At 72.0% G+C, this 20,172-nt stretch carries 21 protein-coding genes; 17 read left to right on the forward strand and 4 right to left on the reverse strand.

Annotated features, from left to right (window positions below; all coding sequences use genetic code 11):
* Positions 1 to 4: 4 nt before the first annotated feature.
* The 3 genes from ACZYRU_RS13000 to ACZYRU_RS13010 form a co-directional block, all read right to left on the reverse strand.
* Positions 5 to 814, reverse strand: coding sequence for a hypothetical protein (locus tag ACZYRU_RS13000; protein WP_488957509.1), 810 nt, complete (start codon positions 812 to 814; stop codon positions 5 to 7).
* 73 nt (positions 815 to 887) lie between these two features.
* A complete protein-coding gene (locus tag ACZYRU_RS13005; protein ID WP_488957510.1) occupies positions 888 to 1,646 on the reverse strand; it encodes an IclR family transcriptional regulator in 759 nt (252 codons plus the stop codon).
* A 21-nt stretch (positions 1,647 to 1,667) separates the two neighbouring features.
* A complete protein-coding gene (locus tag ACZYRU_RS13010) occupies positions 1,668 to 2,447 on the reverse strand; it encodes a VOC family protein (protein WP_488957511.1) in 780 nt (259 codons plus the stop codon).
* Between the two features lie 108 nt (positions 2,448 to 2,555).
* Between ACZYRU_RS13010 and hutH the strand changes: the two genes are divergently transcribed.
* From hutH to ACZYRU_RS13095, 17 genes are all read left to right on the forward strand, one after another.
* Positions 2,556 to 4,100: a histidine ammonia-lyase gene (gene hutH / locus ACZYRU_RS13015; protein ID WP_488957512.1), complete on the forward strand. Its 1,545-nt coding sequence runs from the start codon at positions 2,556 to 2,558 to the stop codon at positions 4,098 to 4,100.
* Positions 4,097 to 5,785, forward strand: a complete 1,689-nt coding sequence (gene hutU, locus ACZYRU_RS13020; RefSeq protein ID WP_488957513.1) for a urocanate hydratase — start codon at positions 4,097 to 4,099, stop codon at positions 5,783 to 5,785. The genes hutH and hutU overlap by 4 nt, the downstream gene beginning before the upstream one ends.
* Before the next feature lie 89 nt (positions 5,786 to 5,874).
* Positions 5,875 to 7,074, forward strand: a complete 1,200-nt coding sequence (locus tag ACZYRU_RS13025; protein ID WP_488957514.1) for an allantoate amidohydrolase — start codon at positions 5,875 to 5,877, stop codon at positions 7,072 to 7,074.
* Positions 7,071 to 8,381: a formimidoylglutamate deiminase gene (locus ACZYRU_RS13030; RefSeq protein ID WP_488957515.1), complete on the forward strand. Its 1,311-nt coding sequence runs from the start codon at positions 7,071 to 7,073 to the stop codon at positions 8,379 to 8,381. Before ACZYRU_RS13025 ends, ACZYRU_RS13030 begins: the two co-directional genes overlap by 4 nt.
* Complete coding sequence (gene hutI, locus ACZYRU_RS13035; protein WP_488957516.1) at positions 8,378 to 9,526, forward strand: imidazolonepropionase; 1,149 nt, start codon at positions 8,378 to 8,380, stop codon at positions 9,524 to 9,526. The genes ACZYRU_RS13030 and hutI overlap by 4 nt, the downstream gene beginning before the upstream one ends.
* Before the next feature lie 33 nt (positions 9,527 to 9,559).
* Entirely contained in the window at positions 9,560 to 10,123 is a 564-nt protein-coding gene (locus tag ACZYRU_RS13040; RefSeq protein WP_488957517.1) for a DM13 domain-containing protein, read from the forward strand.
* Positions 10,124 to 10,140: 17 nt separating this feature from the next.
* Entirely contained in the window at positions 10,141 to 11,103 is a 963-nt protein-coding gene (locus ACZYRU_RS13045; RefSeq protein ID WP_488957518.1) for a DUF389 domain-containing protein, read from the forward strand.
* A 22-nt stretch (positions 11,104 to 11,125) separates the two neighbouring features.
* Positions 11,126 to 11,650, forward strand: a complete 525-nt coding sequence (locus ACZYRU_RS13050) for a hypothetical protein (RefSeq protein ID WP_488957519.1) — start codon at positions 11,126 to 11,128, stop codon at positions 11,648 to 11,650.
* Positions 11,651 to 11,699: 49 nt separating this feature from the next.
* Positions 11,700 to 12,248 carry a DinB family protein gene (locus ACZYRU_RS13055; protein ID WP_488957520.1) on the forward strand — a complete coding sequence of 183 codons (549 nt, stop codon included), beginning with the start codon at positions 11,700 to 11,702 and terminating at the stop codon, positions 12,246 to 12,248.
* The gene (locus tag ACZYRU_RS13060; RefSeq protein WP_488957521.1) at positions 12,245 to 12,439 is read left to right on the forward strand and encodes a DUF3046 domain-containing protein; all 195 of its coding nucleotides are present in this window, start codon (positions 12,245 to 12,247) and stop codon (positions 12,437 to 12,439) included. Before ACZYRU_RS13055 ends, ACZYRU_RS13060 begins: the two co-directional genes overlap by 4 nt.
* The gene (locus ACZYRU_RS13065) at positions 12,436 to 13,716 is read left to right on the forward strand and encodes an MFS transporter (RefSeq protein WP_488957522.1); all 1,281 of its coding nucleotides are present in this window, start codon (positions 12,436 to 12,438) and stop codon (positions 13,714 to 13,716) included. The genes ACZYRU_RS13060 and ACZYRU_RS13065 overlap by 4 nt, the downstream gene beginning before the upstream one ends.
* Before the next feature lie 194 nt (positions 13,717 to 13,910).
* On the forward strand, positions 13,911 to 14,963 hold the full coding sequence (gene recA, locus ACZYRU_RS13070) for a recombinase RecA (protein ID WP_488957523.1): 1,053 nt from the start codon (positions 13,911 to 13,913) through the stop codon (positions 14,961 to 14,963).
* 359 nt (positions 14,964 to 15,322) lie between these two features.
* Positions 15,323 to 15,874 carry a regulatory protein RecX gene (locus ACZYRU_RS13075; protein ID WP_488957524.1) on the forward strand — a complete coding sequence of 184 codons (552 nt, stop codon included), beginning with the start codon at positions 15,323 to 15,325 and terminating at the stop codon, positions 15,872 to 15,874.
* Complete coding sequence (locus ACZYRU_RS13080; RefSeq protein ID WP_179725843.1) at positions 15,864 to 16,376, forward strand: phosphoribosyltransferase family protein; 513 nt, start codon at positions 15,864 to 15,866, stop codon at positions 16,374 to 16,376. The genes ACZYRU_RS13075 and ACZYRU_RS13080 overlap by 11 nt, the downstream gene beginning before the upstream one ends.
* 1 nt (position 16,377) lies before the next feature.
* Positions 16,378 to 17,235 (forward strand): PPK2 family polyphosphate kinase, encoded by an 858-nt coding sequence (locus ACZYRU_RS13085; protein WP_488957525.1) that lies wholly within the window; start codon positions 16,378 to 16,380, stop codon positions 17,233 to 17,235.
* Positions 17,232 to 18,014 carry a HipA family kinase gene (locus tag ACZYRU_RS13090; protein WP_488957526.1) on the forward strand — a complete coding sequence of 261 codons (783 nt, stop codon included), beginning with the start codon at positions 17,232 to 17,234 and terminating at the stop codon, positions 18,012 to 18,014. The genes ACZYRU_RS13085 and ACZYRU_RS13090 overlap by 4 nt, the downstream gene beginning before the upstream one ends.
* Positions 18,011 to 18,421 carry a DUF3037 domain-containing protein gene (locus ACZYRU_RS13095; RefSeq protein ID WP_488957527.1) on the forward strand — a complete coding sequence of 137 codons (411 nt, stop codon included), beginning with the start codon at positions 18,011 to 18,013 and terminating at the stop codon, positions 18,419 to 18,421. Before ACZYRU_RS13090 ends, ACZYRU_RS13095 begins: the two co-directional genes overlap by 4 nt.
* A 7-nt stretch (positions 18,422 to 18,428) precedes the next feature.
* On the opposite strand, the gene ACZYRU_RS13100 is transcribed toward ACZYRU_RS13095, so the two are convergent.
* Complete coding sequence (locus ACZYRU_RS13100) at positions 18,429 to 20,045, reverse strand: flavin monoamine oxidase family protein (RefSeq protein WP_488957528.1); 1,617 nt, start codon at positions 20,043 to 20,045, stop codon at positions 18,429 to 18,431.
* Positions 20,046 to 20,172 lie beyond the last annotated feature (127 nt).

Consider the following 20,172-nt stretch of genomic DNA (forward strand, 5'->3'; position numbering starts at 1 on the left):
GGGCCTACTTCACCGACGTGCAGTAGATCTCGGGGTCGGCGGCGACGGCGATCGCGTTCGGCGCCGGCGTCACGTTGCCCGGGTTCTCGACCGTGGAGGTGATCCCGACCCGGAACGGGCTGGTGAGCGGGACCGTCACCAGCTCGGACTCGGTCAGGCCGAAGGACTTCGCGTAGACGGCCGTGCCGTCGCTGACGACGGAGACCGTCGTGCGTGCCGTGGCGTCGGAGTTGTCGCTGAGGCCGAAGCGGGCCCGCAGCAAGATGCAGTTGCGGTTGACGTTGAAGTCGACCAGCGGTGCGGTCGGGCCCCAGTTGTAGCTGGCGAACGCGGGGCCGTACGCGGTTCCGTTGACCTGGACCGACTTCTGCTGGCCCCAGCCCATGCTGGTGCGGGCCTTCAGCTTGGTCAGGTCCTTCCACTCGTAGACGCCGACGGTGACCTTGGCGGACTTCTGCTTCGGGCCGGTCGCGCTGATGACGCGGTACTTGCGGGTGACTGCCGTGGTGGTCCTGTCCTTGAGCCTGTAGGTGCCGTCGGCCTTCACCTTCGCCGAGGCCTGGGCCTTCCAGGCCGTGCCCTTGCGCTTCTGCTGAAGGGTCACCTTCGTGACCTTCTTGCTGGTCACGGTGCCGGTGACGACGACCTTCTTGCCCCGCTGCACGACGGTGCTCTTGGCGGCGATGGTGATCGCCGGGGCGGCGGCGTGGGCCGCCGACGACGAGGCCTGCGGGGTGGTGGCGACGGCAGGAGTGGCCAGGGTGAGTGCGGCGGTCAGCAGCAGTGCTGACGGCCCGGCAGTGAGGATCTTCATGGGCGATCGATCCCCGGGAGAGGGGTTGCCGAAACCCCATCCGTCACACCGGCTGCTCCCCCCGGCGTGGGCCCTACCGGCCCCGCAGCCTCCGGCTGAGCGTCCCGGCGGTCGCGACGACGGCCCCGGCCAACCGCTCGCGCTGCCGCTCGTCCAGATCCTCGGTCGGGTACGTGATCGCCACGCCCGCGACCGGCATCTCGTTGTGGTCGAGGACCGCGGCGGCGACGCTGGCCATGCCCTCGGTGACCTCGCTGTCCTCGATGGCGTACCCGCGTTGCCGGGTCTCCGAGAGCACCGAGCGCAGCGCGGTGGGGGAGCCGGGGCCGACACCGGTGCGGTCGACGAACGATGCCTTGTCGGGGTAGAGCGCCCGGACCTGGCTCGGGGGCAGGTGGGCCAGGATCGCGCGACCGCTCGCGGTCAGGTGCGAGGGCAGCCGGACGCCGACGTCGGTGACCAGCGGTGGGCGCCCCGGGGCGCGCTCCTCGACGACGTAGAGCACGTCGCGGCCGTGGGGGACCGCGAGGTGCGCGCTGTGGCCGGTGCGGTCGACCAGGGTCGCCAGCGGGCGCCGCGCCAGGCGCTGCAGCGGTGCCTGGCGCTGGTAGCCGGACCCCACCTCGAAGGCCGCGACGCCCAGGCCGTAGCGACGGTCGTCGGCGAGGTGGACGACGAAGCCCTCGTCGGCCATCGCCTGGAGCAGGTGGTACGTCGTGGAGCGCGGGATCCCGAGCTCCCGCGCGATCCGTTCGACGGCGACCGGCTCCGGCTGGCCGGCGAGGAAGCGCAGGACCCGCAGGGCCCGGGTCGCTGCGGGTACCTGTGCCATCAGTCGTCGATCGGTGAGCCGTCAGGCCTGGCCGAGCAGGCCGAAGACCTCGCCCTGCGCGCCCTGGACCACGGCCATCCGGCCGAACGGGCTGTCGGTGGGCTCCATCCGGGTCGAGCCGCCGAGCTCGGAGACCTTCGCGACCGCGTCGTCACAGGAGGCGACGGTGAACCAGGTCAGCCAGACCGACGGGACGCCCTCCGGGAGCATGGCGGCCGTGGTCATCCCGCCGACCGGCTCGCCGTCGGGCTGCTTGAAGGTGAAGTAGGTGAAGTCGGGGGAGCCCATGTCGTCGTACGCGTAGCCGAAGACGGCGCCGTAGAACGCCTTCGCCGCGTCGAGGTCGCGGGAGTGAAGCTCGTTCCACGAGTAGGCGCCCGGCTCGTTGCAGATGCCGGCGCCGATGTGGTTGCCGGCCTCCCAGACGCCGAACGTCGAGCCGTCGGTCGCCGTACCGAAGAACATCCGGCCGTGCTTGCCCATGGCGGTCTCGACGTCGAACGGGTCCATGTGCAGCGCGCCGCCGGCAGCCTTGATCGCCTCGGCGGTCGCGTCGGCGTCGTCGGTGGCGATGTACGTCGCCCAGTTGCTCGGCATGTCCGGCATCGGCTTCGGGCCGATGCCGGCCGCCGGGCGACCGGAGAGGGTCGCGATCCGGTAGCCGCCGGCGTCCTCGGGGGCGGCGTCGACCGTCCAGCCGAGCAGCTCGCCGTAGAACGCGGCGGCGGCGTCCGGGTCGTCGGCGGCCAGGTCGACCCAGTTGGGGGTGCCGGCGGACCAGGCGGTGTCTCGAGTGGGCATCGGAGCTCCTCTGCTCGCGAAGGGTGACCCGAGAGTGTGTCTCGGATCTGAGACCGATCATGCCGCGGGACGCTGGCGGGCGCCAGTCCCAGGGCCCAAGATCGAGGCATGGAGAAAGTGATGGTCGGAACGGGCGCGGTTTCGTTCGACGACGTGGTTGCGGTTGCCCGTGGCGGTGCCGCTGTTGTGCTCAGCGACGAGGCCCTCGCCGCGATCGACAAGGCGCGCGCGGTCATCGAGGACCTCGCCGCGTCCCCGACGCCCCACTACGGCGTCTCCACCGGGTTCGGCGCCCTTGCCACCCGCCACATCGCCCCCGAGCTGCGTGCCCAGCTCCAGCGCTCGCTGGTCCGCTCGCACGCCGCCGGCAGCGGCCCCGAGGTCGAGCGCGAGGTCGTCCGCGGCCTCATGCTGCTGCGCCTCTCGACCCTCGCGACCGGACACACCGGCGTCCGGCGCGAGACGGCCGAGCTGCTCGCCGGCCTGCTCACCCACGGCATCACACCGGTCGTCCACGAGTACGGCTCGCTCGGCTGCTCCGGCGACCTCGCCCCGCTCGCGCACTGCGCGCTCGCCCTCATGGGCGAGGGCCCGGTCCGCAACGCGGCCGGCGAGCTCACCGACGCCGCCACCGCTCTCGCCGCCGCCGGCCTCAGCCCGGTCGAGCTGCACGAGAAGGAGGGCCTGGCGCTCATCAACGGCACCGACGGCATGCTCGGCATGCTGGTGCTCGCGATCAACGACCTGACCGACCTGCTCAAGGTCGCCGACATCTCGGCCGCCATGTCGGTCGAGGGCCAGCTCGGCACCGACCGCGTGTTCGCCCCCGAGCTGCAGGCCATCCGCCCGCACCCCGGCCAGGCGGCCTCCGCGGCCAACCTCACCGCGATCCTGCGTGACTCCGGCGTCGTCGCGTCCCACCGTGGCCCCGACTGCAACCGGGTCCAGGACGCCTACTCGCTGCGCTGCTCGCCGCAGGTCCACGGCGGTGTCCGCGACACCGTCGCCCACGCGGTCTCCGTCGCCTCGCGCGAGCTCGCCTCGGCGGTCGACAACCCGGTCGTCCTCGCCGACGAGAACCGCGTCGAGTCCAACGGCAACTTCCACGGTGCGCCGGTCGCCTACGTGCTCGACTTCCTCGCGATCGTCACCGCCGACCTCGCCTCGATCGCGGAGCGTCGTACCGACCGCTTCCTCGACAAGGCCCGCAACCACGGCCTGCCGCCGTTCCTCGCCGACGACCCGGGCGTCGACTCGGGCCTGATGATCGCCCAGTACACCCAGGCCGCGATCGTCTCGGAGCTCAAGCGCCTCGCCAACCCGGCCAGCGTCGACTCCATCCCCAGCAGCGCGATGCAGGAGGACCACGTCTCGATGGGCTGGTCGTCCGCGCGCAAGCTCCGCAAGGCCGTCGACGGCCTGACCCGGGTGCTGGCCATCGAGCTGATGACCGCCGCCCGCGCGCTCGACCTGCGCGCCCCGCTGACCCCCAGCCCGGCCACCGGCGCCGTGGTGGACCTGCTCCGCAACGCCGGCGTGGGCGGACCCGGCATCGACCGGTTCCTCGCCCCCGAGATCGAAATCGCCTACCAGCTCGTCGCCGACCGGTCCGTCACCGGTGCCGTCGCCAACGTGATCGGAGAACTCGCATGACCGACAACCCCCGCCTGCCCATCCACGCCGCGACCGGCACCGAGCTGACCGCGAAGTCGTGGCAGACCGAGGCCCCGCTGCGGATGCTGATGAACAACCTCGACCCCGAGAACGCCGAGCGTCCCGAGGACCTGGTCGTCTACGGCGGCACCGGCAAGGCTGCCCGCAGCTGGGAGGCGTACGACGCGCTCGTGCGCACCCTGCGCGACCTCGAGGACGACGAGACCATGCTCGTCCAGAGCGGCAAGCCGGTCGGCGTGTGGAAGACCAACAAGTGGGCCCCCCGCGTCCTCATCGCCAACTCCAACCTGGTCGGCGACTGGGCGAACTGGGAGGAGTTCCGCCGCCTGGAGGAGCTCGGCCTCACCATGTACGGCCAGATGACGGCCGGCTCGTGGATCTACATCGGCACCCAGGGCATCCTCCAGGGCACCTTCGAGACCTTCGCCGCCGTTGCCGACAAGCGCTTCAACGGCACCCTCGCCGGCACGATCACCCTCACCGCCGGCCTCGGCGGCATGGGCGGTGCCCAGCCGCTCGCCGTCACCATGAACGACGGTGTCGCGATCTGTGTCGACGTCGACCAGAGCCGGATCACCCGCCGCATCGAGCACCGCTACCTCGACGTCCAGGCCGACAACCTGGAGCACGCCCTCGAGCTGGCCGTCCAGGCCCGCGACGAGAAGCGCGGCCTGTCCATCGGCCTGCTCGGCAACGCCGCGGAGATCTTCCCGCAGCTGCTCGAGATGAAGGCCCCGATCGACATCGTCACCGACCAGACGTCGGCGCACGACCCGCTGTCCTACCTCCCCGTCGGCGTGGCCTTCGAGGACTGGCAGAGCGCCGCCGAGCGCGACCCGGCCGGCTTCACCAAGGACGCCCAGGCGTCGATGGCCACGCACGTGCGGGCGATGGTGGAGTTCCAGGACGCCGGCGCCGAGGTCTTCGACTACGGCAACTCGATCCGCGACGAGGCGCGCAAGGGCGGCTACGACCGCGCCTTCGAGTTCCCTGGCTTCGTCCCGGCATACATCCGCCCGCTGTTCTGCGAGGGCAAGGGCCCCTTCCGCTGGGCCGCGCTCTCCGGTGACCCGGCCGACATCGCCGCCACCGACAAGGCGATCCTCGAGCTGTTCCCCGACAACGAGCGCCTCCACAAGTGGATCGGCATGGCGCAGGAGCGGGTCCACTACCAGGGCCTCCCGGCGCGCATCTGCTGGCTGGGCTACAAGGAGCGCCACCTGGCGGGCCTGAAGTTCAACGAGATGGTCAAGAGCGGCGAGCTCAAGGCGCCGATCGTGATCGGCCGCGACCACCTCGACTGCGGCTCGGTCGCCTCGCCGTACCGCGAGACCGAGTCCATGCTCGACGGCTCCGACGCCATCGCCGACTGGCCGCTGCTCAACGCCATGACCGCGGTCGCCTCGGGCGCCACCTGGGTCTCGCTGCACCACGGCGGCGGCGTCGGCATGGGGCGCTCGATCCACTCCGGCCAGGTCTGCGTCGCCGACGGCACCGAGCTCGCTGCGGCGAAGATCGAGGCCGTGCTGACCAACGACCCCGGCATGGGCGTCATCCGCCACGTCGACGCCGGTTACGACCGCGCCATCGAGGTCGCTGCCGAGCGCGGCGTCCGGATCCCGATGTCCGAGGCCACTCACTCCGAGCCTGCGAGGAGTGAGTGATGGCCGAGGAGGTTGAGGAGCGCCGGCTGGGGGCCGAGCGCAGCGAGGCCGACAGCGGCGCGTCACGAAACCAGGAGGGCTGATCCACCGTGGACCAGGTTGCTGACTTCGAGCAGATGTGGCGCGACCTCGTGCCCATCGGACGCTCGGCGTCCTCCGGCGGCTACTTCCGCCAGCCGTGGCACGCGGCCGAGCTCGAGCTCCGTGCGTGGTTCCGCGAAGCGGCCACCGCGCGCGGGCTCGAGATCGAGGAGGACCCGTTCGGCAACCTGGTCGCGTGGTGGGGGCCGGCGGCCGACTTCGCCGCCACCGGCAAGATCCTGACCGGCTCCCACCTCGACTCCGTCCTCGACGGAGGCGCGTACGACGGCCCGCTCGGTGTCGTCTCCTCCTTCGCCGCGCTCGACCTGATGCGCGAGCGCGGCGTCCAGCCGGCCCGACGCCTCGGCGTCGCCGCGTTCGTGGAGGAGGAGGGCTCGCGCTTCGGCCGGGCCTGCCTCGGCTCCCGGCTCGCTGTCGGAGCCACCACGTGGGCCGACGCGGCCGAGCTCACCGACCGCGAGGGTGTCCGTCTCGGCGACGTCATCGAGGGTGGCGAGTCCACGATGCTCGACGGCGTCGCCACCTACGTCGAGCTCCACGTCGAGCAGGGCCGCGGCCTGATCGACCTCGACGCGCCCGTCGGCGTGCACGACGCGATCTGGCCTCACGGCCGCTACCGCTACGACATCGCCGGTCGCGCCGACCATGCGGGCACCACCCGCATGGAGGACCGCGTCGACCCGATGCTCACCTACGCCATGACCGCGCTCGCCGCCAACAAGCAGGCGCGCGTGCAGGGCCAGCGCGCCACCTTCGGCCGGATCGACGTACGGCCCAACGGCACCAACGCGGTCCCGTCCCACGTTACCGGCTGGCTCGACGCCCGCGCCGAGTCCGACGCCGCCCTCGCTTCCCTGGTGGGCGAGATCGAGCGCCAGGCCACCGAGCGCGCCGAGCGCGACGGCACCACCGTCACCGTCACGGCCGAGTCCGTGAGCGGCGAGGTCGCCTTCGACGTCGCCCTGCGCGACGAGCTCGCGGGACGCCTGGGGGGCGTCCCGATCCTGCCGACCCAGGCCGGGCACGACGCCGGCATCCTGCAGGACGCCGGCATCCCCACCGCCATGCTGTTCGTCCGCAACCCGTCGGGCGTCTCGCACTCGCCGTACGAGACCGCGGAGATGGCCGACTGCCTCGTCGGCGTGACCGCCCTCGCCGACTCGCTCACCGGCCTGGTGACCCGATGACCGCGTTCCTGCTCGAGCGCGCCTGGGTCGACGGCCGCGTGCAGGACACCGTCCGGGTCGAGGTCGAGCACGGCCGGATCACCTCGGTCGTGCCCGACGCGACCGAGACCGGCGTACCGCTGCGCGGCCTGACCCTGCCGGGCCTCGCCAACACCCACAGCCACGCCTTCCACCGGGCGCTGCGCGGTCGCACCCAGACCGACCGCGGCACCTTCTGGACCTGGCGCGACCAGATGTACGCCGTGGCCGGGCGTCTCGACCCGGACACCTACTACGAGCTCGCGAAGGCGACCTATGCCGAGATGGTGGCCGCGGGCTTCACCTCGGTGGGGGAGTTCCACTACCTGCACCACCAGCTCGACGGGACGCCGTACGACGACCCGAACGCGATGGGCAACGCCCTGCTCGCCGCGGCGCGTGACGCCGGCATCCGGATCACGCTGCTCGACACGCTCTACCTCTCCAGCGGCTTCGGCGCCGCACCCGAGGGCGTGCAGCGGCGCTTCTCCGACGGCAGCGCCGAGGCCTGGCAGGAGCGGGTGTCCGCGCTCGCGCCGCTCACCGGTGCCGACGCGCTGATCGGTGTCGCCGCCCACTCGGTGCGCGCGGTCCCGGCCGACTCGCTGAAGGCGTTCGCGCCGTACGTCGAGGACGGCGTGCCGGTCCACGTGCACCTCTCCGAGCAGGTCAAGGAGAACGCCGACTGCGTCGCCGCGCACGGCGTGACCCCGACCCGGCTGCTCGCCGACCACGGCTTCCTCGGCCCGATGACGAGTGCCGTGCACGCCACGCACCTGACCGACGAGGACATCCGGCTGCTCGGCGAGGCGCGGGCGTTCGCGTCCTTCTGCCCGACCACCGAGCGCGACCTCGGCGACGGCATCGGCCCGGCCCGTCCGCTGCAGGAGGCCGGCTCGATCCTGACCCTCGGCTCCGACAGCCACGCGATCATCGACGCGTTCGAGGAGATGCGCGCGGTCGAGATGAACGAGCGCCTGGCCAGCCAGGCGCGCGGCCACTGGACCGCTGCCGAGCTGCTCCTCGCCGGAACCGCCGACGGCCACCGCAGCCTCGGCTTCGCCGACGCCGGCGAGATCGCGGTCGGCCAGCGCGCCGACCTCGTCACCATCGACGTCGCCTCGTCGCGCACCGCCGGCACGGGCGGCGACGAGCACACCGCCGTCTTCGCCGCCAGCGGTGCCGACGTCACCCACGTCGTCGTCGACGGCAAGGTGGTCTTCGAGGGCAACCACGACCAGGTGGGCCGCTCGCTCGCCGACGCGATCGGAAAGGTGTGGAACGCGTGAGCCTGCTCATCACCAACATCAGCGAGCTGGTCACCAACGACCCCGCCGCCGATGACCTGCTCGGTGTGCGCACCGACGCGGCGGTCGTCGTGGCCGACGGCGTCGTGTCGTGGGTCGGGTCCGCCGCCGATGCGCCCGCCGCCGACGAGGTGTTCGACGCCCAGGGCCGGGCGGTGATCCCCGGCTTCGTCGACAGCCACAGCCACCTGGTGTTCGCGGGCGACCGCGCCCTGGAGTTCCAGGCCCGGATGGCGGGGGAGTCGTACGCCGCCGGCGGCATCCGCACCACCGTGGCCGCCACCCGCGCCGCCTCCGACGACCAGCTCGCGGCCGGCGTCGCACGCCACGTCGCCGAGATGCGCCGGCAGGGCACGACGACCCTCGAGATCAAGTCCGGCTACGGCCTCTCCGTCGAGGACGAGGCCCGCTCGCTGAAGGTCGCGCGCCAGTTCACCGACGAGACCACCTTCCTCGGCGCCCACGTCGTCGCGCCCGAGTACGCCGACGACCCGGCGGCGTACGTCGACCTGGTCACCGGCCCGATGCTCGAGGCCGCTGCCCCGCACGCGTCGTGGATCGACGTGTTCTGCGAGCGCGGTGCCTTCGACGAGGACCAGGCCCGCACCATCCTCGCCGCCGGCGCGGCCGTCGGCCTCAAGGGCCGGCTGCACGCCAACCAGCTCGGCGAGGGCCCGGGAGTCCGGCTCGCCGCCGAGCTCGGCCTCACCGCGGTCGACCACTGCACGTACCTCACCGACGACGACGTCCACGCGCTGCGCGACGCCGGCACGGTCGCGACCCTGCTGCCCGGCGTCGAGTTCAGCACCCGGCACCCGTACCCCTCGGGTCGCCGGCTGATCGACGCCGGCGTGACGGTCGCGATCGCCAGCGACTGCAACCCCGGCTCCTGCTACACCAGCTCGCTGCCGTTCTGCATCGCCCTGGCCGTGCGGGAGATGGGCATGACGCCGGGCGAGGCCGTGTGGGCCGCGACCGCCGGTGGCGCCGCCGCCCTCGGCCGCACCGACGTCGGTGTCCTCGTCCCCGGTGCCCGCGCCGACCTGGTCCTGCTCGACGCGCCGACCCACGTGCACCTGGCCTACCGGCCGGGCGTGCCGCTCGTCGCCCGTACCTGGAGCGCCTGACGCTCGGCTCGATCACGGCCTAGGGTGAGCGGCGTGAGCCGCCGACGTGCGACCTGGCTGGCGACCGGGGGTGTCCTGGTCGTCGTGCTCGTCGCTGCGCTGGCGGTCTTCGAGCCCTGGCTGCTCGTCGTCGACCGCACCGCTGACGACGGCGACGACCCCGCCGCCGTCGTCGGTACGGCGAGCGGCGGGCTCGCCGACACCACCGTGCCCTCGGCGCGCGGGGACGAGCTGACCCGCGTCGTGCTCGCCTCGGCCGACTTCATCGACGGAGAGCACGGCACCACCGGCAGGGCCACCGTCTACCGGCGCAGCGACGGCAGCCGCTACCTGCGGATCGAGGACCTCGCCACCTCCAACGGCCCGGACCTCCACGTCTGGCTCACCGACAAGCCGAGCGGCGGCTCGTGCGACGGGTGCCGCGACTCGTGGGGCATCTACGACGACGACGCGTATGTCCGGCTCGGCGAGCTGAAGGGCAACCGGGGCAACCAGAACTATGAGATCCCTGCCTCTGCGGACCTCTCGGCGATGCGCTCGGTCGTGATCTGGTGCGACCGCTTCAACGTCGCCTTCGGCACGGCACCGCTGACCTGACCTCTAACCTGACCTCCGTGCAGCACCTGCGGATCACCTCGCCCCGTGACCTGACCCCGGCCGTGCTCGACGCGCTGAAGGCGGACCCCGCGGTCACCAGCCTCACCTGCGTGCACGGCGCCTCGTTGGTGCCCGAGGGCGACGTGGTCGAGGCGGACGTGCCCCGCGAGGCGGTCAACGACGTCGTCGACGTGCTTCGCGAGATCGGCGTGCCGCGGGAGGGCTCGATCCACGTCGTACCCGTGGCCACCTGGCTCTCGCAGCCCGCGCTGGACGCGGAGCGTCGTACGCCGGGCTCCTCGGCCGACTCCGTCGTCTGGGCCGACGTCACCCAGCGCGCGTTCGACGAGTCCGAGCTCAACTGGACGTTCCTGACGTTCATGAGCCTGGCGACGCTGATCGCGAGCATCGCGATCGTCCTCGACTCGCAGATCCTGGTGATCGGCGCGATGGTGCTCGGTCCGGAGTTCGTGCCGGTGGCGGCCCTCGGCCTCGCGCTCGTCCGGCGCCGCCCCACGCTGTTCAGGTACGCCGCCCGATCGCTCCTCGTCGGGTTCGCCGTCGCGATCGTGGTCACGATGCTGGCCGCGTTCGCCGCGCGCGGCCTGGGCTGGATCACTGCCGACCAGGTGACCGCGCCCCGGCCGGGCACGGCCTTCATCTACACCCCCGACAAGTGGTCCTTCATCGTCGCTGTCGTCGCGGCGGCGGCCGGCGCGCTCTCGCTCACCTCAGCCAAGGTCGGCGGCCTGTCGGGCGTCTTCATCTCGGTCACGACGATCCCCGCCGCGGGAAATGTCGCGCTGGGACTGGCGTTCGGGCTCCCCGACGAGATCCGCGGCAGCCTGCTCCAGCTGCTCCTCAACATCTCCGGGATGGCCGCCGCGGGCTGGCTGACCCTCGCCTTCCAGCAGGCCGTGTGGAGCCGGATGTCGGCGCGACGCGCGCACCTCGTCGCGAAGATCCGCCGGCACGACTGAGCGGTCCGGCTACGGTGCGGGCATGGAGCCGTCCCGCGACCTCACCGCGGCCATGCCGAGCGCCCGCCGCAGCCAGTCGGCGGTCGTGTCCGGCTGGTACGCCACCCACGCCGACGCCGGTACGCCGGGCCCGCACCTGCGGCTGTCCGCCTCCGACCTCGAGGATCTCGTGGTCCGCACCGACCAGGTGCCCCAGCTGTGCGCCCTGCTCCAGGCCATGGCGCAGCGGGTCGACGAGCAGTGGGCGGTCGATGGCGAGCAGTACGCCGACGAGGTCGTCCGCCGCGCGCCCGATCCCCAGGACCCCGCCGTGGAGCGGGCCGCCGCCCTCGACCGGCTTCGCTTCGCCGCGGCCGTGGGAGAGCGTCTCGACGAGGTCGTCGCGCTGATCCGCGCGGCCGACAGCACCGACGAGGCGATCGACGCCGTCGGCGCCCTGCTCGAGGTCGACCCGGTCGTGGTCCTCAGCCGGTTGACCCGCTTCAACCTGCTCGGGCTGACCCGCCCGGCCACCGAGCGGCGCTGGCAGTTGATCGACGGCGATTGACCGGATCCCCGCTCGTGGTGGGGGATTCCGGGCCACGAGGATGGTCCCCGTGAGCAACGAGACGACCGCCGAGATCACTCCCGACACGAAGGACTGGACCTGGGTGCTCGACCGCCCGTGCCCCGACTGCGGGTTCGACCCCGCTGCCGTCGACCGGGTCGCCTTCGGCGACGCCATCCGCGACAACACGGACTTCTGGGTGGCCGTGCTCGACGACCCGCGCGCCGGCGAGCGGCCCGAGCCGACGGTCTGGTCGCCCACCGAGTACGCCTGCCACGTCCGCGACGTGCACCGCATCTTCCTCGGCCGCGTCGAGCAGATGCTCGCCGAGGACGACCCGCAGTTCGCGAACTGGGACCAGGACGAGACCGCCGTCGCGGAGCGGTACGACGAGCAGCGGGCTGAGGACGTCGTACCTGACCTGGTGGCGGTCGCCGACGCCGTCGCCGACGCCTACGACCGGGTCGCCGACGACGCCTGGAGCCGTCCGGGACGGCGCAGCAACGGCAGCGTCTTCACCGTCGAGACCCTCGGCAGCTACCACCTGCACGACCTGGTGCACCACCGCTGGGACGTCCGGTGGATCATTGCGGAGTGAGGCACACCGAGTTCTGGGCACGCATGGAGCGCAACCTCGGTGAGGCCTACGCCCACGTGTGGGCCGACAGCTTCGTGATCGGGACGCTCGACCACCGCACCCCCAGTGAGGCGCTGTCCGCCGGCGTCTCGCCCAAGGAGGTCTGGCGCGCGGTCTGGGAAGCCCGGGAGCTGCCGGAGACCGAGCGGTGACCGACGTCGTCGAGCCCGACCTCGCCCTCGGTGCGGTGCAGCGCCGTACGGTCCGCGTCCTCGTGCTCACCCAGGCCGTCGGCGCCGTCGGCATCACCATCGGCATCGCCACCGCGTCCCTGCTCGCGCGCGACCTGTCGGGCGCGGAGTCGATGGCCGGACTCGCGCAGACGGCACAGGTCCTCGGCGCCGCGGTCATCTCCTTCCTGCTGGCGCCGCTGATGGCACGGCGGGGCCGTCGTACCGGACTGATGACGGGGTACGTCGTCGGTTCGGCCGGAGCCCTGACCGCGGTGCTCGCCGGCGTGGCCGGCTCGATGGCGCTGCTGCTGGTGGGCGCGATGATGCTCGGCGCGACGACCTCGGCCAACAACGCCGCGCGGTACGCCGCCACCGACCTCGCCACCGACGACAACCGTGCCCGGTCGCTGTCCCTCGTCGTGTGGGCCACCACGATCGGCGCCGTCGCCGGACCGAACCTCACCGGACCGGCCGGCTCCTTCGCCGACGCCGTCGGCATCCCCGAGCTGACCGGCCCGTTCGCGATCGGCGCGATCGGCATGCTGGTCGCCGCGGTCCTCGTCGGCCTGCTGCTGCGGCCCGACCCGCTGCTCACCGCGCAGCAGGCCGCGTCGCGTGCCGCACCGGGCGTCGTACGGACGGGCTCGTCGTGGAGCCGCGCGGCTGCGACCGTGCGCGAGCGCCCGGTCCTCGGCTACGCCATCGGCGGGCTCGCGCTCACCCACGCCACGATGATCGGCGTGATGACGATGACGCCGCTGCACATGGAGCACGGCGGCTCGGGCCTTGAGGTCATCGGCATCGTCATCAGCGTCCACGTGCTCGGCATGTTCGCCTTCTCGCCGTTCGTCGGCATGCTCGCCGACCGCGTCGGCCGCCCGCCCGTGCTGGCTGCCGGGGGAGTCGTGCTGCTCGCCGCGCTGCTGCTCTGCGCGTCCTCACCCACCGGGATGTCGTGGGAGGTGACCGCCGGGCTGTTCCTGCTCGGCGTCGGCTGGTCGCTCGCGATGGTGTCGGCGTCCACGCTGGTCGCCGAGCACGCACCGCTCGAGGTGCGCACCGACGTGCAGGGCGTCTCCGACCTCGTCATGGGCCTGACCGCCGCCGCTGCCGGCGCGGTCGCGGGCGTCGTCGTCGGCGGGGCCGGCTACCCCGCCCTGGCGCTGGGGAGCCTGCTGCTCGTCGTGGGCGTCCTCGGCTGCGCGGCCCGGGCGATCGCCGAGTCGCGTGGCGCCGCGACACGCCGACTCGCCTGACGCGACTTCGAACAGGTGTTCGGCTAGGTTGGTCCTACGGCAGCAGCCGGACCGATCGGGTCCCTCGGCTGTCCACAGGTACGACGTCCGGGCGAGTTGTCCACACCCACGACACGACTGATCAGGTTGTGTCGGGACCTCGCCCTAGCGTCGCCGACGTACCTGGCCCACCACGACACTAAGGACTGAGGACCATGGCTGGAGACGACCGGCAGAAGGCGCTCGAGACCGCCCTGCTCAACATCGAGAAGCAGTACGGCAAGGGTTCGGTGATGCGGCTCGGCGACGAGACGCGTGCCCCCCTGGACGTGATCCCGACCGGGTCGATCGCGCTGGACGTGGCGCTCGGCATCGGTGGCCTCCCGCGTGGCCGCGTGGTGGAGATCTACGGCCCGGAGTCCAGCGGTAAGACCACCGTCTCGCTGCACGCCGTCGCCAGCGCCCAGGCCGCCGGCGGCATCGTGGCCTTCATCGACGCCGAGCACGCGCTCGACCCCGACTACGCCAAGGCCCTCGGCGTCGACACCGACGCCCTCCTGGTCTCGCAGCCCGACTCCGGTGAGCAGGCCCTCGAGATCGCCGACATGCTGATCCGCTCCGGCGCCCTCGACCTGATCGTCATCGACTCCGTCGCCGCACTCGTGCCCCGCGCCGAGATCGAGGGCGAGATGGGCGACAGCCACGTCGGCCTCCAGGCCCGCCTGATGAGCCAGGCGCTGCGCAAGATGACCGGTGCCCTCAACCAGTCCAAGACGACGGCCATCTTCATCAACCAGCTGCGCGAGAAGATCGGCGTCATGTTCGGCTCGCCCGAGACCACCACCGGTGGTCGCGCGCTGAAGTTCTACTCCTCCGTGCGCCTCGACGTCCGCCGCATCGAGACCCTCAAGGACGGCACCGACATGGTCGGCAACCGCACCCGGGTCAAGGTCGTCAAGAACAAGGTCGCCCCGCCCTTCAAGCAGGCCGAGTTCGACATCATGTACGGCAAGGGCATCTCCCGCGAGGGCAGCCTGATCGACGTCGGCGTCGAGGCGGGCCTGATCCGCAAGGCCGGCGCCTGGTACACCTACGAGGGCGACCAGCTCGGCCAGGGCAAGGAGAACGCCCGCACCTTCCTCAAGGACAACCCCGACCTGGCCAACGAGCTGGAGAAGAAGATCCTCGAGAAGCTCGGCGTCACCCCCACCGTCGAGGGCGACTTCAACGACCTCTCCGACGAGCCGATCGGCGTCGATTCCTTCTGATCCGAGGCAGGCCGGCGGGCCGGGGCCGCGAGGCTCCGGCCAGCAGAGGTCGGGAGATTCGGGGCCGCCGGGTTCCGGGCCGGGTTACCCGAACGTTCTGCGCATCCGGGCGGGCCGCACCCTGCGGCCGTCCGGGCGCCGCAGGCGCCGGACGGCACAGCCCGGGCGGCGAAGTCGGGGTGCCGTCGGCGCTGGAATGACGAGCCCTGGCGAGGCTGGGTCGCGCCGACGGCGGGGCCCCCGCTCCGAGCCGTACGGGCTGTGCCGGTAGGCGCCGGAGGCGCCCGGACGGACGTCCCCAAGTGGCCCGGCCGGATGTGCTGGACCCGTGGCGCGCGAGATGCGACAGGAGGCGACCGATGCACGACGAAGAACCCCCCGAGGACGACGGCTGGACCGAGGACGCCGACCCCGAGTCGGTGGCCCGCAAGATCCTCCTCGACCAGCTCAGCATCAAGGCCCGCAGCCGCAAGGAGCTCGAGGACCGCCTCGCCCGACGCAATGTCCCGGCCGACGTGACCGCCCGCCTCCTCGACCGCTTCGAGGAGGTCGGCCTGGTCGACGACGAGGCCTTCGCCCGCGCCTGGGTCGAAGGCCGGCAACGCAGCCGCGGCCTGGCCACGAAGGCCCTGGCCGCCGAGCTGCGCCGCAAGGGCGTCGACGACGACACCACGAAGACCGTGCTGGCCGAGGTCGACCCGGCGCACGAGGAGGAGACGGCGGCGGTCCTGGTCCGCAAGAAGCTGCGCAGCATGCGCGGCCTCGACGCGCAGGTCGCCACCCGCCGCCTGGTCGGGATGCTGGCCCGCAAGGGCTACTCACCCGGTGTCGCGTACGCCGTGGTCCGGCGCGAGCTCGGGGCCGCAGCGGAGTCGATGGACGCCGGTGCAGAATGGGCGGGTGACGACTGACGCGGCCCCGGCGCCTGAGCGCGAGATCCTGACCTACGACCTCTTCGGCACCGCGGTGCGCGACCTCGCGCAGCAGGTGGTCGACGACGGCTTCGAGCCGGACATCGTGCTGGCGATCGCCCGCGGCGGGCTCGGCCTGGCGATGGGCCTGGGCTACGCGCTCGACGTGAAGAACCTGTCGGCGGTCAACGTCGAGTTCTACACCGGGGTCAACGAGCGGCTCGACGTACCGATGATGCTGCCGCCCACGCCGGCCGCGATCGACCTCACCGGCATGAAGGTGCTCATCGCCGACGACGTCGCCGACACCGGCAAGACCCTCGAGGTGGTCCGCGACTTCTTCGTCGACCACGTGGCCGAGGCTCGCACCGCGGTGATCTACGAGAAGCCGTGGACCGTGATCCGACCGGAGTACGTGTGGCGCCGTACCGACGCCTGGATCGACTTCCCGTGGTCCTCGACCCCGCCGCTGGTCGACCGTCGCGGCGGCCAGGCCCACTGACATGGCCTTCCCCCTCTCGGACCTGACGTCCGCGCTGCGCGTCGCACCCGGCCCGATCGACCTGGGCAAGGTCGAGACCGACGCCGCGCCCGGCTTCGACGGCGACAAGAAGGACGGCGAGGCCGCGCTCGCCGCGCTCGGCCCGAACCTCGAGGACCTGCAGGAGCGGCTGTTCGCCGACGGCAAGTCCGGCGGCCGCCGGTCGATCCTGCTGGTGCTGCAGGGCATGGACACCTCCGGCAAGGGCGGCACGTTGCGCTCGACGGTCGGCCTGGTCGATCCGCAGGGCGTGCGGATCACGTCGTTCAAGGCCCCGACGCCGGAGGAGCGTGCCCACGACTTCCTGTGGCGGATCACCAAGGCGCTGCCGCCCGTCGGCCTGATCGGCGTCTTCGACCGCTCGCACTACGAGGACGTCCTCATCGGGCGCGTCCGTGAGCTGGCCCCCAAGGAGGAGATCGAGCGTCGGTACGACGCCATCAACGCCTGGGAGGCCGAGCTGGCGGCCGAGGGCACCACCATCATCAAGTGCATGCTGCACATCTCGGCCGCCGAGCAGAAGGCGCGACTGCTGGCGCGGCTCGACGACGCGACCAAGCACTGGAAGTACAACCCCGGCGACGTCGACGAGCGCGAGCTGTGGCCGGCGTACCAGGAGGCGTACGAGATCGCGATCGCGCGCACCAACACCGAGGTCGCGCCGTGGCACGTGATCCCGGCCGACAAGAAGTGGTACCGCAACCTGGCGATCGGCACCCTGCTCCACGACGCACTGCAGGCCTTCGACCTCGACTGGCCGAAGGCCGACTTCGACGTCGAGCACGAGAAGCAGCGCCTCCTCGACGAGAAGCCGCTGTGACCGGACGGATGGAGCAGGTCAAGGTCACCCGGTACGTCACGCCGCTGCGCGAGGGCGGCAGCCTGCCCGGGATCGTGGAGGCCGACGACCTCGGCACGTACGTGTGCAAGTTCCGCGGCGCCGGCCAGGGCACCCGGGTACTGGTGGCCGAGGTCGTGGTGGCGGGCATCGCCCGGCTGCTCGACGTACCCACGCCCGACCAGGTGGTGCTCGACCTCGACCCCGAGATCGCGCGCTACGAGGCCGATGAGGAGGTGCAGGACCTGATCAACGCCAGCACCGGCCTCAACCTCGGCATCGACTTCCTGCCGGGCTCCTTCGGCTACGACCCGACGAGCACCCCGGACGCCGACCTGGCCGGCCGCGTGCTCTGGCTCGACGCGTTCACCGCCAACGTCGACCGCAGCTGGCGCAACCCCAACCTGCTGGTCTGGCGCGGCACCCTGCAGGCCATCGACCACGGTGCGTCGCTGTACTTCCACCACTCGTGGTCCGGCGGCCCGGGTGACCCGGCCCGCTTCGCGGCGCAGCCGTACGACGCCTCGGAGCACATCCTGCGCGGGTTCGCCGAGCAGGCGCTCGCCCAGGACGCCGACCTCGCGGCCCGGCTGACCGACGACGCGCTGGCGAAGGTGCTGGCCGACGTGTGCGACGACTGGCTGGAGCCGGTGCCCGGGGCAGAGACGCCCGACGCGCTGAGAGAGCGGTACGTCGCCTTCCTCGCCGCGCGCCGCGACGGTGGCCGCGCCTGGCTGCCGGCGCCGGAGATGGCGTCGTGAAGCCCTACCAGTACGTCACCCTGCGCTGCGTCCCTCGCGTCGAGCGCGAGGAGTTCGTCAACGTGGGCGTCGTGCTCTACTGCCCGGCCGAGGACTACCTCGGCGTCCGCTCATCGGTGGATGCGGACCGGATCCGGGCGCTCGACGCCGACGTCGACGTCGCCTCGGTGCAGGCCGCGCTCGACGCGATCGACCGGGTGTGCCGCGGCGACGCGCACGCAGGCTTCGGCGTGGGCGTGCGCGCGACGGCGTACGGATCCCGCGCCCAGAAGGACGACGCCAGCACCCGCTTCGGGTTCCTCAAGGCGCCGAAGAGCACCGTGCTCCAGCCCGGGCCGGTCCACGGTGGGGTCACCGCCGATCCGGCCCGGACGTTGGAGCACCTGCTCGAGCAGCTGGTCCTCTAGCGCGCCGCTAGGCGACGACGGCCTTGGCCGCCCGCTCGCCGGAGGTCACCGCGCCCTCGAGGAACCCGTAGTACTCCACGCTCGTGTGCTCGCCCGCGAAGTGGACGTTCCCCTCCGGCACGGCACCCTGCCCGAAGAGCTGGGTGTACTGGCCGGGGCGCTGCGCCGTGTAGGCGCCCTTGGACCACGGGTTCCCGTACCAGAAGTCCCTATAGGACTTCCCCGTGTACGCCGCGGTGGTGCCGGGGAAGATCGGTTCGATCTGGCTGAGCATGGCGTTCACCTGTGCTGCCGGCGCCGGCCCGAACGGAGCACCGCTCCAGCCGTTCGTGACCTGGCTGCCGCTCGGGAAGAAGCACATCACGCCGGAGCTCGTCTCCCGGTCCGCCGTGTCGTCCCACGCACACTGGAACCCGGACTTCGTCGTGTAGGCCGTGCCGCCGTGGCCGAGCGGGATCCAGGGCCGGGTGCGCAGCTGCAGATGGATCTTGCCGTTGGCGCCCAGGCCCTGCTCGTCGATGGTGCGGAGCTTCAGGCTGGAGAAGCCCGACTGGGTCAGGTCGCAGTCGCGCAGCGTGGTGAACGGGAGCGCGAGGACGACCTTGTCGGTCGTGACATCGACGTAGGAACCGCCGTTGCGGAAGGTGCACCGCACGGAGCCGTTCGACATCGTCTTGACGGCGACCAGGGCGTGGTCGTACTTGACGGTGCCGCCCGGAAGCTCGCTGATCATCCGTGTGACGAGCTGGTCGTTGCCGCCGTTGACGTGGTACTTCTCGTCGGCGCCGTTGATCGGGTCGAGGCTGTTGCGGGGGTTCCAACCCAACAGGTAGATCAGGTTGAGGGCCGACTGCTGCTGCGGCTCGAGCCCGTACTCGGACATGACGTTGCTCTGCATCAGCTTGGCGAACCTGCTGTTGAGCCCGCCCGGCACATTGGCCGCGAGCCAGTCGTCCACCGTCATGTTGTCGAGCGCGACGCCGGCGCTCGTGTGGTTGTCGAAGGTCTGGCTGTACGGCGCGCTCGCGATCGCGGAACGCAGAGCGGTGTAGACCTGTCCCCAGTCGGCGTTGGCCGCGTCGTAGGAGTAGTTCGCCCCGTCGATCCAGTACTTGTCCGGCAGGCCGTGGTAGTTGCCGCCCGCGACGGCGTCGAGCTTGAGTCCGAGCGAGCTCGCGAGGTTGCGGGTCGCGTTGTGGTCGGTGTTGATGAACGCCCCGCCGTGCTCGACCGTGGCGCCGTCGTCGAAGTAGTCGCGCAGCGAGTAGCAGCGACCGCCCGCACGGGTGTTGCCCTCGTAGACCGGGGCCACGATGCCCTTGACCTTGTAGAGCCAGTGCGCGGCGCGGACGCCGGCCAGGCCGGCGCCGACGACCAGCACGCTGGGGGAGGTGGCCGTCGCCGCGGCTGCCCGCAGTGCCCCCGGCCCGGCAGCGGTGATCGCGAGAGCCGCGCCGGCCCCGCCGAGACCACGGAGCACGGCACGTCGGGTCGGTCCTGCAGTGCCGCTCGCCTGCTCGGACTCGAGGATCTCGGAGACCGGCCGGCCGGTCCGCTCGGCTTCGCCGTGGGCTGCCAGGATGCGGCGGACCGCGTCGGTCGCCGGGTTCTTGGAGGATCGCATTCCCTGGGCACCACCGTTCTGTGAGGCGCGACGAGCGCGCGTGGGACGTGGCGCAAGCCTCGGGGACGTTCTGCTCGCGGTGTCCCTACACTTCGTCGCTTTTGGGTCGACCTGCAGACATTGCGTA

Source organism: Nocardioides sp. F233 (genome assembly GCF_057813895.1).

What these genes read in the sequence shown, in the direction of transcription:
- ACZYRU_RS13030 (WP_488957515.1), top strand. Translation starts at nt 7,071, where the DNA reads ATGACCGCGTTCCTGCTCGAGCGCGCCTGGGTCGACGGCCGCGTGCAG.
- hutU (WP_488957513.1), top strand. Translation starts at nt 4,097, where the DNA reads ATGACCGACAACCCCCGCCTGCCCATCCACGCCGCGACCGGCACCGAG.
- hutH (WP_488957512.1), top strand. Translation starts at nt 2,556, where the DNA reads ATGGAGAAAGTGATGGTCGGAACGGGCGCGGTTTCGTTCGACGACGTG.
- ACZYRU_RS13000 (WP_488957509.1), bottom strand. Translation starts at nt 814, where the DNA reads ATGAAGATCCTCACTGCCGGGCCGTCAGCACTGCTGCTGACCGCCGCA.
- ACZYRU_RS13100 (WP_488957528.1), bottom strand. Translation starts at nt 20,045, where the DNA reads ATGCGATCCTCCAAGAACCCGGCGACCGACGCGGTCCGCCGCATCCTG.
- ACZYRU_RS13050 (WP_488957519.1), top strand. Translation starts at nt 11,126, where the DNA reads ATGGAGCCGTCCCGCGACCTCACCGCGGCCATGCCGAGCGCCCGCCGC.
- ACZYRU_RS13005 (WP_488957510.1), bottom strand. Translation starts at nt 1,646, where the DNA reads ATGGCACAGGTACCCGCAGCGACCCGGGCCCTGCGGGTCCTGCGCTTC.
- ACZYRU_RS13085 (WP_488957525.1), top strand. Translation starts at nt 16,378, where the DNA reads ATGGCCTTCCCCCTCTCGGACCTGACGTCCGCGCTGCGCGTCGCACCC.
- recA (WP_488957523.1), top strand. Translation starts at nt 13,911, where the DNA reads ATGGCTGGAGACGACCGGCAGAAGGCGCTCGAGACCGCCCTGCTCAAC.
- ACZYRU_RS13075 (WP_488957524.1), top strand. Translation starts at nt 15,323, where the DNA reads ATGCACGACGAAGAACCCCCCGAGGACGACGGCTGGACCGAGGACGCC.
- ACZYRU_RS13010 (WP_488957511.1), bottom strand. Translation starts at nt 2,447, where the DNA reads ATGCCCACTCGAGACACCGCCTGGTCCGCCGGCACCCCCAACTGGGTC.